Genomic DNA, 13,678 nt, shown 5'->3' with positions numbered 1-13,678 from the left:
TGCGGCCGCCATGACAGACACCAATCCCTACGCGCCGCCGGGCGCCATCGTCACCGATACGGCCGCTCAAGCGTCATCGAACGCATCAAGACGTCAGCGCGTGAAGACAGGCCGGCGGCTGCTCGTCGCCTCCATCGTCGGATTCATTGCCTGCGCGGTGATGCGCCGGACCGGACCGGGCGGCCTCGCGTTGCTGGTCGGCGCTGCGACCATGGCCGCGGCCATCACGGGCATCGTGAAGGTCTGTCGGGCCCTCGAGCTCGGATTCGCCCTGACGGCGCTTGCCGTCGTCGGGCTCTTCGTCCCGTTCGCCAACATCGCCGTCTACGGCGTGCTGATCACGCGAGCGACGCAGGAACTCCGCTCGCCGCGCAGCAGGACGCCCTGGTATCAAGTGGACGAGTCCTGAATCCGCAGGGCTTCAACGCCCGCCGATCAACGCGCCCGCCTCCTGCTCCTTGATGGGCCGGTGGTCATAGCTGAACACCTTCCCGATCTGCCAGGTCGTGCCGTCGAAGCGCCAGAGAATGGTGTAGCGACCTTGCTGAATGCAGTCCGGCTTGTCCGCCAGGGCAAAGCAGTGTTGGCCCATCTGGAGGGCTCCGATCTTTGCCATCGGATAGACCTCCATCGTCCCCGGAATGACGCGTCGCTGGACCTTCCCGCAGATGTTCTTCCTGACCGCCTGGATGAACTGCTCGCGATTCAGGATGCGGCCGTTGAGATCGTGGAAGAACTCGACGTCCGGCGCGTAGAGCTCCTCCAGCGTCTGCGTATCGCAGCTGTTGAACGCGTCGAAATGCTTCTGGTCCAGCCCGGCGATGAGCGCCGGCAACGCCGCATCCGGAATGCTTGGATGAACGGTCTGCGCAGGTGCCTCGCCACAGAACGCGATGGCAAGGGCGAGTGCGCGGATCAGTCTGGTCATGGTGAGTCTCCGGTGCAATCAGAACCCGAGCTGCGAGAGTACATGTCGGAGTTCGAATTGGTTGTAGCCCGGCGAGGCGATCGCTCCCTCGGGCGACAGCGCCGACAACTCGAAGCCGTCCTCGACGTCCTCGTAGTACAGGACCTTGCCCTGCAGATGAGCGATGACGAACACCGACTCCGTCGCATCGCCTCGTGGAATCGGCACCTGGTAGAAGGGCACTCGATGATTTGAGAAAGCCTCTGCCTGCGCAGGCGTGCATTGCCGCAGTTCGGCCTGAACCAGGTCCGCCAGTTCCTCGGCGCTAATCGGTGTCCACATGTCGAGTCGCTCCTCCTGCATCGGTCTTGCTCACTGCGGCGATCCGCGAATCACGATGAGCGCCTGTGCGGCCTCGTCGGCCACTTCATAGTCCTCGTCATCGACGAGTGCCTCCAGGACGCCGGCGGCGGCCATCGCCATCGGCCCCAGTTCACCGAGCGCCTTGATCGCGGCCTGACGCGGCGCCGACTGATCACCGCGGCGCAGCATCGCGATCAGGGACGACACCGCTTCGGCGTCCGCGGCAATGCGGACCATCGCGATCGCGCAGCAGCTGGCGCGCGGCTCGGCGCCCGCGCGCATCCCCGGGCGCAGGTCGTCCATCGCCGCTACCGCTGCAGGACCCATCTCGCCGAGCGCATAGGCGGCCCAGACGCCGTGAGGCGCCGAGGTGTCATTGAGCAGCGCGCGCAGCGGCTCGATCGCCGCCGCGCCGATGGCGGCCAGGGCGCGGGCCGACGCGGACCGCACGATGGGGCTCGGATGGCTCAGCGCCTGCATCAGCGGCGGCATCACCATCGGATCGGACGACGCCATCGCCCGCAACGCGTCCGCGGCGGCCCATTGGAGGTCCCAGTTCTCCTCGCCCAGCGCCTTGATCACGTCGGGAATCAGCGGCGAGGCAGCCGGTCCGATCTCGCAGATCAGGTCGCAGATGCTCTCGCCGTCCTCGTCGAACACGCGTCGCATCGCGGGGATGAGCGCCTCGGCCTGCCGCTCGATGCGCCACAGGGCCTGCCCGGCCGGACGCACGAGGTCATCGTTCATCAAGGCCTCGCGCAGGGCAGGAACGGCTGCTGCAGGCCGGGGGCGCATCTCCCCGAGGACCTCGCACGAGCGCGACGCCTCCTGCCCGGGCTCCGCGAGTCGCGCGATCAGCGCCGGCACCGCGGCGGACAGATCGACCGACGGCGCGAGTTCCTTGAGGGTCGACAGGGCCTCGAGGCGCACCTCGCTCGCGTCGTCCCGCCGCAGGATGTCGACCAGGACATCCGCCCAGGCCTGCGACTCGAGGCCCACCCATTCGGCCGCATACAGCGCCCATCGGCGGACGTTGGGCGTCGGCCGGTCCAGCGCCGCCAGCACCAGCGATCGATGGGACGAGAGCGCGGCGGCACCGGCCGACTTGCCGATGTTGCCCAGGGCATGAAGCGCGGCGCCGGCGTCGGCGGGCGATTCCTTGCCGGCCATGTCGGCGAGGAGCGCCACCGTCCGGTCACTCGTGTCGTGCATCAGGCCCAGGGCCCACGCGGCGCGTTGGCGCACGGCGTCCTCGGTGTCGGCGAGCAGCGACCGGAGGCGGGAGGATGCCGCGTGGCAGGCGTCCTCCCCGATGTCGCCCAGCGCGTGTGCGGCCCGTTCCCGGACGAAAGGACGCGGGTGGGCGAGGCACTCCACCAGCGGACCGATGCTGTCCGGTGCGCAGTAGCGGAGCGCCCACTTGGCGTTCTCGCCGATCTCAGTGTCGGGATCCAGCAAGCCGTCGATCAAGGCCGGTACGGCTGCCGAGGCCTTCTCCTGGACCTTGTAGGCGAGTTCATACAGCTGCTCGAAGACGTCCCGCCGGGTGCCGAGGTCGACGCTGGCGGCCTTGGCGATCAGGCCGGCGAGGATCCCCGGCAGCTCGGCGTCATCGGGCGGTGGCTCGTTGTAATTCATGGCCGGGATTCTGCCGCCGAAGATGTCGGCCTCTGATGGCTGCGAACCCATGTGCGCTCCGCCGTACAGTTGGCGGCATGATGAAAAGACATATCGCCGCGATTGCCGCTGTCATGTTCATTGTCGGCGCGACTATCCTCGCGTCCGCCGCCGAGTCGCGGCCGACATACAAGCCGCTCCCGAATTTCGGACTCGTCGCGGGCGCCCCGTTCCCGCTCGACGGGCTCATCGACGCCGACGGCAAGGCCATTGCCGGCAAGCGTCTGCTCGGCAAGCGCGTGCTGATCAACTTCTACACGAAGCACTGCGCGCCCTGCATCCGGGAGGTGCCCAAGCTCAATGACATCAGCAGACGCCGCGGCGACATCAACGTGTTGGCCATCACTGCGGATTCGGTGGCCGAGGCCGCCGGGTATGTGAAGCAGTACGGACTGCGATGGCCCGTGGCCGCGAACGCGGGACCTCTGCTTTTCAAGCAGCTGGATGTCCAGGCGTTTCCGTCCTTCGCGCTGCTCGACGAGACAGGGCGATTGATCGCGACGGTCCAGGCGAATCAATTGGGCGGCGAGGATGGCAACGCCACGGTGGAAGGCATCGAGGCATGGCTCGAGGCGCAGCGGGCATCGGCGACGAACTGAGCGGATACCAATACCGCCATGTCGCGCAATCAAGTCATCGTCCAATTCCCGCTTACTGGCCAGTGGGACCTCGAAACGCTGTTGGAGATCGAGCAAGCGCTTGTCGGGGTTTTCGCGCAGCGCCACCCCTTTGCCGTGGTGGACGGTCACGACATCGGGCAGGAGCGTTTCAACATCTACATCATTCCCAAGGGCTCCTGGAGACCCGCCATCGACAGGGTGCACGCGCTACTGACGCATCGTCGCGCGCTGGACGCGGCAAAGATCGTCAAGCAGCTCAAGGGGAGCGGGAAGTTCGTGGTGGTCTGGCCGGAGCAGTTTTCCGGCGCGTTCGAGATCTAAAGTGGAACCATTTGGCCGATCGCTTCTCGCTCACTGGACGCAGCTGGACGAAATATCGCATGGCTGAAATCACGCGGGCACTGCAGATACGAAACACCCGAGAAGGTCACCAGGGGCGTCGCGTACGCAGACTGGGGCGGCTCGCTGCCATGAGGGCCGTTTCCAGTCGGCCTCTCAGCCGTTCCGAGGCTCCCATCTGACGGGTTGAACGTACGGCACGACTCCGGTCCCGTCATTGACGGATAAGACCTTGTTTCCCAGACATTCAAGCAGAGCGACCAGGCAGCCGGTCCCACCGAAAGGGTAGCTCTGAGGCTCGAACGTCAGGTAGAAGCTGTCTCGTTCCGTGCGTACGCCTGTGATGTCGAACTCGGCGTCCGCTATGGCCTCCACCATCGAGGCGAAGTCCCAGCCGGGACTGGGCATGGTTGGGGAATGACGTTGCGGCAGGGGCGTGGAGAACCAGAATTCGTTCCACTCGTGCCATTCTTCTGGAGTGAGTACTCGAAAGAACGCACGATCCGCGTCGCTCAGTTCCAGGGCCATGGATGCCTCGTCGAGCACGCCGTTTCGCTTGAGCATCGCCACGTGGTTCATGACGTCGATGGCGCGCTCTGCTCGCGCATCGTCCAGCGGATCGAATTCGACAAAACATCCTTCCATCAAGCGTCCTTGAAGTCCTGGGGCCGTGAACTCTAGCTTCCATGTTTAGACTGGTGGGCATTGACCACGCACATCGCCGCATATGGTGCTCTCCGACGTTCTGTTGCATCCCAGCGAATACGATGACGCCGCCGTCATGGCGCCGTGGACGCCGCTTCTGGGCGACGAGTTCGAGTTGTTGCACACAACGATCTTCGGGAGCCTCTTTCTCGTTGATCGGCTTGGCCGGGTGTTCTTGCTGGATAGCTGGTCGGGCCAGTTGCTGGGCGTGAGCGTTGATTTCGAGAGCTACAAGGCGAGCGTCGCTGGAGCCCCGGAGTTCTTCCGTTCATGGTTCATGACCGACCTCGCGGAACTGCTGGCAGCCAACGGCGTGAACCGCATGGCCGGTCAGGTATATGCACCGCTGGTGTCGCCGGCGTTGGGCGGCAGCTTGGAAGTCAGGAATTTCTCGCTGGCGCCTGCGCGCGCGTATGTGGCGACCAGCGCTGCCGAAGTCCTGGCGCTGCCGCGTCGCTAGGTCGTCTCGTGAGCAGCCATTCTCCGGTGGTGAATTCGGCAGCGAGGACGGCCCCGCCACGGTGGAAGGCATCGAGGCGAGGCTAGAGGCGCAGCGCACAACGAAGACAAACTGAGCGCACCGTTCGTGATGACATCCATCGTTTCTCGCCCGCTCGTCTTGCTCGGCTTGCTCGCCATGCAAGGCTGCACGCAGCCAATCGTTCGATCCCAAGACCGTGTTCCTGCGAGTCCGATGACGGCCGATTCGGCCCTTGCGTGCGGTGTGCTGCGTCATGACGACGTCAGCAGAATCGCCGGCGCGAAGGTCTTGTCCTCAGCCCCGTCATCGTCTGGCAACGGATGGTGCCGATTCAATCTGGAGAATGGCGAATGGTTCAGCCTGAGCCTGATGCGATGGCCTGACACCAGGATGTATACGAGCGCCGTCTGCGACGACTACCAGAATGGTCCGACCTGGGGAGCCAAGATCTACCATCCGTCCTGCTCGGCGCAAGCGGGGCCGTTGCTGGCCAACGTCCAGTCATCGCAGTACTTCGGCATGTCGAAGGACAAGATGAAGCTGCTGCTGGATGCCGCGGTGGCGCAACTCGCGCAAAGCGCCGGTTCCAAGGTCCTCGGCAAACAATAGGAAAAGGCGCGTGTGCGGAGCGACTGATCCGCTGGAATAAGGCAACCCGCTTTTCTGTCGGAGCTGGGGACCGCAGCCAATGACCGCGCCACCGCCATGCTAGGTGGCACTGGCCTGTTGACCACATACGGGGCAAAGGATGCGCTTGGCATAGCTGACGAGGGTGAACCCGCAGCAACTGCCTTCTTCGCTTGGGCCACTACCCTCCGTGACGAACTCGCCGAGAGTTTGCGGTCTCGCGAGGACAAGAAGTTCCCAGGGTGACGGCGTTCCAGACGTCTCATTGAATCGATGAGCCTCGGCAAGCACGAGTTTGGCCTCCTGCCATTCAGGGCGAGCGACCTCAGCCTTGCGCAGTTCCAGCGACAACGCGACAACCTCCACCAGCCGGTGCTGAGGGAGCGACACCAGAAGGTCGACAAGCTCGCGATCTGTGAGCGGGTTCGTCATGCCGGATCGAGATGAAGCCTCGCGGCTTGGTTGAAGCGTGCCTCCACCAAGCTCAAGGCAGCACCTTCACCTTGATGTTCCTGAAATGCGCCTCGCTCTCCGGGTCATGCCCCTGCAGCGCGAACGTGCCGCTGGCGATGTAGCGCTTCTCCAGGCCCTTCTTGCGGACGATCGGCGACTCCTCGGTGTAGTCGGCCGTCTTCTCGCTGTTGACGAAGGTCGTCACGTGCTTGCCTTCGACGCGCACCGTCAGCGTGAACCACTGGTGGTCCGGCGACACGACCTTCATGTAGTCCTGGACACCCCACAGTCCGCCGGTGCGGCTGGGGTCGCTGTGCGAGTTGTTGACCTGCACCTCATAGCCCAGCTCGGGCCAGCCGACCTCCTGCCACTTCGTGTGGAAGTAGACCCCGGAGTTGGCCTTGGGGAAGGTCATCACGTCGACCTTCAGCTCGAAGTTCCTGAAGTCGTGCTGCTGCACCGGCCCCGTGTAGAACAGGTGCGAGCGCGGGCCGCGGACGACGATGGCGCCGTCCTTCACGCTGAAGGTGCCGGGCTGGTCGCTGGCGCGCCAGTGGTCGAGGCTCTTGCCGTCGAACAGCAGTTGCCAGCCGGCGGTGGTCTCTTCGGCGGTGAGGGTGTTGGGCATGTCGGCGGCGTGGGCAGTGGCGGACAGGGCGAGGGCGGCCGAGGCCGCGGCGACAACAGGGGCAAGGCGCATCAGGCGACTCCAACGATCTGCAGGACCTTGAGGGGCGGGCCGTCGAAGGTGACGGAGGGGATGTTGCCGACGAAGCCGACGTCCTTCATGCCGTCGGGCGTCGTGTAGAAACCGCCGGCGGTCAGGTCGCGGAAGCGCTTGAAGAAGCGCGCGGCGGTGGCGAACTCGGGCTTGGCGGACTCGGTCCAGCAGATGTCGTCGGCGATCTGCGATTGCTGTGCGACGTCGAGCTGGTCGAATCGCCTGCCGCCGAATCGCTTCGCGCTCTCGGCCTCCAGCCAGGCGAGGCCGTCCACGATGACGGGCTTGTCCTTGGCCTGGTTGGGGTAGGGCGCGCTGATCCATTCATCGATGAAGCGGTGCACCTGCAGCTGCGCGGCGCTGGGCGACTGGTCGTCGGCTGGGATGATCAGGCCGCACAGCGCCTGCGCGGTGCGGTTCTGCGCGGCGTTGAAGGTCAGCGGCCACAGCTCGCCGCTCTTGTAGCTCTTCGTCAGCAACGGGTCGGTGCCGTAGCCCTTGGGCTTGCCGCCCTTCTTTCCGGCGGGCGTCGCACCGGCCGACACGTCGACGCTGAGCGCCGCGGCGGCGGCCAGCATCCATTGCAGGGTCGTTCTGCGGTCCATGTCAGAGCTCCTTCTTGCGGAAGCGGTCGACGATGTGGTCGGCCTGGCGCCAGGCCAGCGCCATGATGGTCAGCGTCGGGTTCTTGTCGGCATTGGAGGCGAAGGGCGCCCCGTCGGACAGGAACAGGTTGGGCACGTCCCAGGTCTGGCCCCAGCGGTTGGTGACGGAGGTCCGGGCGTCGGCGCCCATGATGGCGCCGCCGACCTCGTGGATGATGTAGCCGCCCGGGGCGATGGCCTTGCGGCCGTCCAGTTCCGGCCCGCCGTCCAGCACCTTGCCGCCCATGGCTTCGACGATCGCCGCGAAGGTCTTCTGCATGTGCGCGGCCTGGCGGGACTCGTGCTCGGACCACTGCCAGTGGAAGCGCAGCACGGGAATGCCGAAGCGGTCCTTGGTCGTCGGGTCGATCTCGCAGAACGACTGCTCGTTGGGGATCATCTCGCCGCGGCCGGCGAAGTAGACGAAGGAACCGAAGGTGCGGCGCACGTCCTGCTTGAACTTCGCGCCGTAGCTGCCCTTCGTCAGCCACTCCAGGCCCGCGCCGGTGCCGCTGCCGGGCATGCGGCGGCCGGTGCCCAGCTCGATGTGATAACCGCGGGCGAAGCCCAGGCCCTTCGTCGCCCAGTCCTTGCCCTGCTGGCCGTACAGCCACCAGGGCGCGTACATGTGGGAGCCGCCGGCGCCGTCCTCGTTGTGCGGCGGCAGGTTCTCCAGCAGCGGCACCTGGCCGGACAGGTCGCTGCCGACGGTGTCCATCACGTACTTGCCGACCTTGCCGCTGCTGTTGGCCAGGCCCTGCGGGTAGGCGCTGGTCCTGCTGTTCAGCAGGATGCGCGCCGACTCGCAGGCGCTGGCGGAGAGCACCACCGCACGCGCCTTGGCCTCGATGTGCTTGCCGGTCTTGCGGTCGACGAAGCGCACGCCGCTGGCCTTGCCGTCCTTCGTCGTGACCTCGTAGACCATCGCGTCGCACAGCACGTCGAGATGGCCGCTGGCGAGCGCCGGCGGCAGATGCACCGCGGGGCTCTGGTAGGTCGCGCCGATGGAGCAGCCGCGCGAGCACGGCGTGGCCCAGAAGCAGGCGGCGCGCTCGCGCATGGACTGCGCGACCAGCGCCTGCGCGCGCGGGTTGCCGGGATGCAGCAGCGCGGGGATGCGGGCGTCGTCGAGCTTGGCGGTCAGCACCGCGCGGTGGATGGGCACCACCGGGATACCCAGCTTGCCGGCGCGCTGCGCGACCAGGCGTTCCCCCACGCGGGCGGCGGGCGCGGGCAGCAGGCAGCCCTCGGGCGAGTCGGGCGTGTTCTCCAGGCCCTCGTTGGTGCCGTAGATGCCCACCAGCATCTCGACCTTGTCGTAGTAGGGCGCCAGCTCCGCATAGTCGATCGGCCAGTCGAAGCCCAGGCCGTCGCGGGTGTGCGGCTTGAAGTCGTAGGGCCCGTTGCGCAGCGAGATGCGGCCCCAGTGGTTGGTGCGGCCGCCCAGCATGCGGGCGCGCCACCACTCGAAGCGCTGTTCCTCGTTGTCGGAGGCCTGCGTGTAGGGCTCGCCCGGCACCTGCCAGCCGCCGTCCACGGTCGCGTCGTAGAAGCCGAAGGCCTTGTCCGGCGTGCCGGCGCCGCGCAGCGGCGCGTCGTGCGAGGCCTGGAACATCGGCGTCTCGGTGCGGAAGTCGTAGTACCGGCCGGCCTCCAGCATCAGCACCTTCACGCCTTCCAGCGCGAGTGTGTAGGCCGTCTGGCCGCCGCCGGCGCCCGAGCCGACGACGATGACGTCGTAGTCGCGCGCCATGGTGCGCGTCGTTACAAAACCCATGCGCCCTCCTTGGGGAAGTCGGCGCAGTTTGCCACCGCGGGCGAGGACCTTCCGGGGAGTCGGAGGACGGCCCGGCAGCGGCGTGCGATTACGATTCCCGTCGAGGCCGGAGATGCCGGAAGCCCCGATTGCAAGGACTGACCCTTTCGCGCAGAGGATGGCGACACCTCCCCAAGCTTCCGAAGGGCCGGTGTGTGAGGCGGGAGTCGAGCAACGTGGCTATGCTTGCCCGGTGTTTTGGAAGGTCAGCCGTGGCTGCAGAGTCATTTCCAGAGTTCAGCGCAAGCGGCGCTTCCACAGACAGCGACAACGCCCCGTCACGCGGGCGCGGCGGGACCCGTGGGATCTGGCTCCCTCTGCTGGCCGCACTGCCGTGGTTGCTGATGGCCGTCGCCGGCCTGCTGTGGGTACTGACCTCGCAGCGAGGCGTGCCGCACGCGCAGGGCGTTGTGATGGCGCAGCCGATCCAGGTCGCCGCGGCCTTGGTCCTGGCGGCCCTGATGGCGGGCGCGCTGAACATCCTGGTGGGAACGCTCTCGCTGCTGTGGAAGCCGACGTCCGCTGGCGCGCTGGTCCTGGCTTCGGGGGTGATCGTCGACGCGGGCATGTGGATCCTGTGGCACGCCCCAGCCTGATGTGTCGGCTGCCCTGATCCGGCGTCAGAGGATCTGCGCTTTCCAGAGCTGCACCATCTCCTCGGGCCAGAACGCTTCGGGCAGGATCATGACGGCCGGCGTCGACGGGTGGGTGAGCAGCGGCAGCAGGCCGTGCAGGAGGACGCCCGTGGGCAGGTGCCGGCGGAAGACGACGATGGTCGAGTCCCGCAGCGGCCGGTGCGAGAACACGCCGTCGGCGACCGTTCCCATCTGCCGGGTCCGCTCGTCGGTGACGCGGCGTGCCATCTCCTTCAGCGCCGGATCGGTGGGCTCGGTGTTCTTGAACGAGTAGTAGGTCTGGGCGATGCGGTGCATCTCCAGCGGGTGGTCATCGAAGTAGGGGTCGTCCGAATGCACGATGCCCGCGGCGCTGTCGACGTCGCCCGGCGAGAACAGGATCCGGTTGGCCTGGACCAGCCCGGCCCAGACGATGCGCCCCTTCGTCAGCAGCAGTTCCTGCTGCACCAGCACCTGATGGAGCGCGTCGGAGGACTGCATCCACGGCGGCGAGGTGCCCTTGAGCGCCTCCAGCGCGACTGCGTCCATGCGCTGGACGAGCGCGGCGTGCTGGGCGCGGGTCTCGTCGAGGAGCCGTCCGCGGTCCACCTGCGGCGGACCCGGCTCGACGAGCGGATCCATCGGCGCGGCGGCGGCCGCGCCGTCGTCCGCGTCCGGCGCGCTGCCGGCGGCGGCGTTGGACGAGAGGCCGAACAGTGCGCCGATGCGCTGCAGCCAGCCGCGTCGGCGCGTGGTGTCGGACCCGGTGCCGTCGTCGTGGGATTGCCTGGTTGTCATGGTCGTTGCCGTCTGGTCGTCGTCGATCCGGGATTGTCGGATGGGCCGTCGCCGCGTTCGGAGGATGCGGCGTGAAAGGTGTCATGGCCTGGCGTCCTACGCGCACCTGCGTCGCAGGCCGACGCCGCCGGCAGGCGCGCGGACCTAGGCTCATCCCATGGGATTTCATCGACTCCTCGGGCGTCTGGCGATGACGCCGTTCTCCAAGGCCCTGCCCGCGATGGGCGACACCGAACGGGCGGCCCTCGAGGCCGGCACGGTCGGTTTCGAGGGCCAGCTCTTCGCCGGCCGGCCCGACTTCGACGCGCTGATCGCGCAGGGCCCGAACCGCCTCACCGACGAGGAGCGCCGCTTCCTCGACCACGAGGTGACCACGCTCATCGGCATGCTCGACGACCATGCCATCGACCAGGCCGGCGACCTGCCGCCCGAGGTCTGGCAGTACCTGCGCGAGCACCGCTTCTTCGGGATGATCATCCCGAAGGAACATGGCGGCCTGGGCTTCGGCCACTACGCGCATGCCGAGGTGGTGACCCGCATCGCGACCGTCAACACCGCCTGCGCGGTGACGGTGATGGTGCCCAACTCGCTGGGCCCGGCCGAACTGCTGCTGCGCTACGGTACGCCGGCCCAGCAACAGCATTACCTGCCGCGCCTGGCCGACGGCCGCGAGCTGCCGTGCTTCGGGCTCACCTCGCCGTACGCCGGGTCGGACGCCGCGTCCATCCCCGACCGCGGCGTGCTCACCGAACGCGTCATCGACGGGAAGACGGTGCGCGGCTTCAGCGTGCGCTTCGACAAGCGCTACATCACCCTCGCGCCTGTGGCGAGCGTGGTGGGCCTGGCCTTCCAGGCGGTCGACCCGTCGCGCCCCGAGGGCCAGCAGGCGCTCGGCATCACCTGCGCGCTGCTGCCGGTGCCCACGCCGGGCATGGAGATCGGCCACCGCCATCGTCCGATGGACTCGGCCTTCATGAACGGACCGATCCGCGGCGAGGACGTCTTCGTGCCGATGGACTGGGTGATCGGCGGCGAGGAGCGCGTCGGCCAGGGCTGGCGCATGCTGATGGAATGCCTGGCCGCCGGCCGCGCCATCTCGCTGCCGGCGCTGGGCGCGGCGATGCAGCAGACCGCCCTGTTCGTCGTCAACGGCTACGGCCAGGTGCGCGAGCAGTTCGGCCTGCCCATCGGACGTTTCCACGCGATCGCGGGCATCACCGCGCAGATGGCCGCGCGGCTCTACGCCAGCGACGCCGCGCGCCGCTACACCGCCGCGGCGCTCGACGCCGGCGAGCAGCCCAGCGTCGCCAGCGCGATCCTCAAGGTGCAGCTCACCGAGGCCGGCCGCCGCGCGGTCAACGACGGCATGGACGTGCTCGGGGGCAAGGGGATCATCTCCGGACCCCGCAACCTGCTGGGCGTGGCCTACCGCCACGCGCCCATCGCCATCACGGTGGAAGGCGCCAACCTGCTGTCGCGAGCGCTGATCATCTTCGGCCAGGGGGCGACCCGCTGCCATCCCTTCGTACTGGAGGAAATGCAGGCCGTGCAGGCGCAGGACCCGGAGCGGCTGGGACGCGCACTCGCCGGGCATGTGGGCCATGTGATGCGCAACCTCTGGCGCAGTCTTGCGGGGGCGCCGCTGCGCGGGAATCCCCCGGACGACCTGCGGGCGGAAGCCAAGCTCATCGCGTCGCTGTCGGCCCGTTACGCGCTCACGGCCGACCTTGCCATGGGACTGCTGGGCGGCAAGCTCAAGCGCATGGAGCTGCTCTCGGCACGCCTGGGCGACGTGCTCGCCGCGCTTTACCTCGCAGCCGCCTGCGTGTGGCGCTATCAGGTCGAGAACGACCCGGCGATGCGGCCGGTGGCGCGCGCGGCGATCCGCCTGCAGCTGCACGAGGCCGCGACGCTGCTGCGTGATCTCTACGCCAACCTGCCGTCGGGCTTCCTGCGCGCGATGGCGCCGATGCTGCTGCACGGCACCAGCCATCTCGCCCCGCTGCGCGACCGCGAGGCCATCGCGCTGGCCGATGCGCTGCGCACGCAGCCGGCGCTGGTGAGCCGCCTGTGTCCCGACGTCTCGCGCCCGAAGCTCGGCGGATTGCTCGACCTGATGAACGCGCTCGACGCGGCGCGCGCATTGGGTGACGAGGTGCCGGAGCTCAACAAGGCGCTGCGCCGTTCAGGCTCGCTGGAGGAGGTCGCGCGCGGCTCACGCGATCCCGCCGCGGCGCTGACCTACCTGCGGGCGGCGGAACAGGTGATCCGCGTCGACGAGGACCGGCCGGAACCCTGAACGCGGCGCGCCTCGCGATCAGCGCTGCGCGTTCACCGCGTCGATGACGAGCGCCGAGAGGTCGGTGCTCTCCTTGGCGAAGGCCACGTGCTCCACGAAGATCAGGTCGATCTTGCGCTCCTGCGCGACGGCCTTGATCGCGCGCTCCACGCGCTCCTTCAAGGTCGCGTATTCCTGGGCCTTGCGGTACTCGAGATCGCCGTCGAATTCCCGCTTCGCGCGGTCCAGCGCGCGCCCCTGGTCCGCGACGTCCCTGCCGCGGCGGACGCGGTCCAGTTCGGACAGCGTGGGGGCGTCCTTCTCCAGTTGCGCGGTGGCGGCGTTCCAGCTGCTCTCGAGATCCTGGAGATTCTTCTGGCGCCTGCTGAACTCTTCCTGCAGCTGGACCTGGGCCGCCTTGCCGGGCGCGCTGTCGTTGATGACCTTCTGCACGTCGACGTACCCGACCTTGAGCTGCTGGGCCTGGACGCCGCACACGCTCCCCCACAGGAGCACGGCGCCGGCAAGCGACCGTCCGAGTCTGTTCATCATCATCTCCCTGCGTCGACCGGTACCGGGAACCGGCGTCCTGGCATGCGGCGTGCAGGGTAGCGGATGGCGCGTTAAGAAGCCAT

The 13,678-nt window shown here is 67.6% G+C and carries 17 protein-coding genes; 7 read left to right on the top strand and 10 right to left on the bottom strand.

The features are described from left to right. Positions 1 to 10: 10 nt before the first annotated feature. A complete protein-coding gene (locus tag ACQ859_RS25180) occupies positions 11 to 409 on the top strand; it encodes a hypothetical protein (protein WP_431263266.1) in 399 nt (132 codons plus the stop codon). Positions 410 to 421: 12 nt separating this feature from the next. On the opposite strand, the gene ACQ859_RS25175 is transcribed toward ACQ859_RS25180, so the two are convergent. Genes ACQ859_RS25175 through ACQ859_RS25165 form a run of 3 tightly spaced genes read right to left on the bottom strand, consistent with a single transcriptional unit; the run spans position 422 to position 2,908 of the window. Continuing rightward, positions 422 to 928, bottom strand: coding sequence for a nuclear transport factor 2 family protein (locus tag ACQ859_RS25175; RefSeq protein WP_431263265.1), 507 nt, complete (start codon positions 926 to 928; stop codon positions 422 to 424). A gap of 18 nt (positions 929 to 946) precedes the next feature. Further along, complete coding sequence (locus tag ACQ859_RS25170; RefSeq protein ID WP_431263264.1) at positions 947 to 1,249, bottom strand: hypothetical protein; 303 nt, start codon at positions 1,247 to 1,249, stop codon at positions 947 to 949. A gap of 30 nt (positions 1,250 to 1,279) precedes the next feature. After that, positions 1,280 to 2,908 carry a HEAT repeat domain-containing protein gene (locus ACQ859_RS25165; protein WP_431263263.1) on the bottom strand — a complete coding sequence of 543 codons (1,629 nt, stop codon included), beginning with the start codon at positions 2,906 to 2,908 and terminating at the stop codon, positions 1,280 to 1,282. Positions 2,909 to 2,943: 35 nt separating this feature from the next. On the opposite strand from ACQ859_RS25165, the gene ACQ859_RS25160 reads away from it, so the two are divergent. After that, positions 2,944 to 3,546 (top strand): TlpA family protein disulfide reductase, encoded by a 603-nt coding sequence (locus ACQ859_RS25160; protein WP_431263262.1) that lies wholly within the window; start codon positions 2,944 to 2,946, stop codon positions 3,544 to 3,546. An 18-nt stretch (positions 3,547 to 3,564) separates the two neighbouring features. Then, on the top strand, positions 3,565 to 3,888 hold the full coding sequence (locus ACQ859_RS25155; protein WP_431263261.1) for a hypothetical protein: 324 nt from the start codon (positions 3,565 to 3,567) through the stop codon (positions 3,886 to 3,888). A 174-nt stretch (positions 3,889 to 4,062) separates the two neighbouring features. Here ACQ859_RS25155 and ACQ859_RS25150 read toward each other — a convergent pair whose 3' ends face one another. Further along, positions 4,063 to 4,551, bottom strand: coding sequence for a hypothetical protein (locus ACQ859_RS25150; protein WP_431263260.1), 489 nt, complete (start codon positions 4,549 to 4,551; stop codon positions 4,063 to 4,065). Between the two features lie 82 nt (positions 4,552 to 4,633). On the opposite strand from ACQ859_RS25150, the gene ACQ859_RS25145 reads away from it, so the two are divergent. Next, a complete protein-coding gene (locus tag ACQ859_RS25145; RefSeq protein WP_431263259.1) occupies positions 4,634 to 5,071 on the top strand; it encodes a hypothetical protein in 438 nt (145 codons plus the stop codon). Positions 5,072 to 5,197: 126 nt separating this feature from the next. Continuing rightward, a complete protein-coding gene (locus tag ACQ859_RS25140) occupies positions 5,198 to 5,701 on the top strand; it encodes a hypothetical protein (protein ID WP_431263258.1) in 504 nt (167 codons plus the stop codon). A gap of 99 nt (positions 5,702 to 5,800) precedes the next feature. On the opposite strand, the gene ACQ859_RS25135 is transcribed toward ACQ859_RS25140, so the two are convergent. From ACQ859_RS25135 to ACQ859_RS25120, 4 genes are read right to left on the bottom strand one after another with little or no spacing between them, the layout of a single operon-like run. Beyond that, positions 5,801 to 6,151 (bottom strand): hypothetical protein, encoded by a 351-nt coding sequence (locus ACQ859_RS25135; protein WP_431263257.1) that lies wholly within the window; start codon positions 6,149 to 6,151, stop codon positions 5,801 to 5,803. A 52-nt stretch (positions 6,152 to 6,203) separates the two neighbouring features. After that, a complete protein-coding gene (locus ACQ859_RS25130; protein WP_431263256.1) occupies positions 6,204 to 6,872 on the bottom strand; it encodes a 3-keto-disaccharide hydrolase in 669 nt (222 codons plus the stop codon). Beyond that, the gene (locus tag ACQ859_RS25125; protein WP_431263255.1) at positions 6,872 to 7,498 is read right to left on the bottom strand and encodes a gluconate 2-dehydrogenase subunit 3 family protein; all 627 of its coding nucleotides are present in this window, start codon (positions 7,496 to 7,498) and stop codon (positions 6,872 to 6,874) included. Before ACQ859_RS25125 ends, ACQ859_RS25130 begins: the two co-directional genes overlap by 1 nt. Before the next feature lies 1 nt (position 7,499). Then, positions 7,500 to 9,314: a GMC family oxidoreductase gene (locus tag ACQ859_RS25120; protein ID WP_431263254.1), complete on the bottom strand. Its 1,815-nt coding sequence runs from the start codon at positions 9,312 to 9,314 to the stop codon at positions 7,500 to 7,502. 377 nt (positions 9,315 to 9,691) lie between these two features. On the opposite strand from ACQ859_RS25120, the gene ACQ859_RS25115 reads away from it, so the two are divergent. Next, positions 9,692 to 9,949, top strand: a complete 258-nt coding sequence (locus ACQ859_RS25115) for a hypothetical protein (protein WP_431263253.1) — start codon at positions 9,692 to 9,694, stop codon at positions 9,947 to 9,949. A 24-nt stretch (positions 9,950 to 9,973) separates the two neighbouring features. Here ACQ859_RS25115 and ACQ859_RS25110 read toward each other — a convergent pair whose 3' ends face one another. After that, positions 9,974 to 10,765, bottom strand: a complete 792-nt coding sequence (locus ACQ859_RS25110; RefSeq protein ID WP_431263252.1) for a hypothetical protein — start codon at positions 10,763 to 10,765, stop codon at positions 9,974 to 9,976. A 157-nt stretch (positions 10,766 to 10,922) separates the two neighbouring features. On the opposite strand from ACQ859_RS25110, the gene ACQ859_RS25105 reads away from it, so the two are divergent. Further along, complete coding sequence (locus ACQ859_RS25105) at positions 10,923 to 13,064, top strand: acyl-CoA dehydrogenase (protein WP_431263251.1); 2,142 nt, start codon at positions 10,923 to 10,925, stop codon at positions 13,062 to 13,064. An 18-nt stretch (positions 13,065 to 13,082) separates the two neighbouring features. Here the strand turns inward: ACQ859_RS25105 and ACQ859_RS25100 are convergent, their stop codons facing one another. Further along, complete coding sequence (locus ACQ859_RS25100; RefSeq protein ID WP_431263250.1) at positions 13,083 to 13,592, bottom strand: OmpH family outer membrane protein; 510 nt, start codon at positions 13,590 to 13,592, stop codon at positions 13,083 to 13,085. Positions 13,593 to 13,678: the final 86 nt, after the last annotated feature.

Origin of the sequence: Roseateles chitinivorans (assembly GCF_050632235.1) — a bacterium.
Lineage (GTDB): Bacteria > Pseudomonadota > Gammaproteobacteria > Burkholderiales > Burkholderiaceae_C > Roseateles > Roseateles chitinivorans_A.
This window is presented reverse-complemented; position numbering and strand designations above follow the sequence as displayed.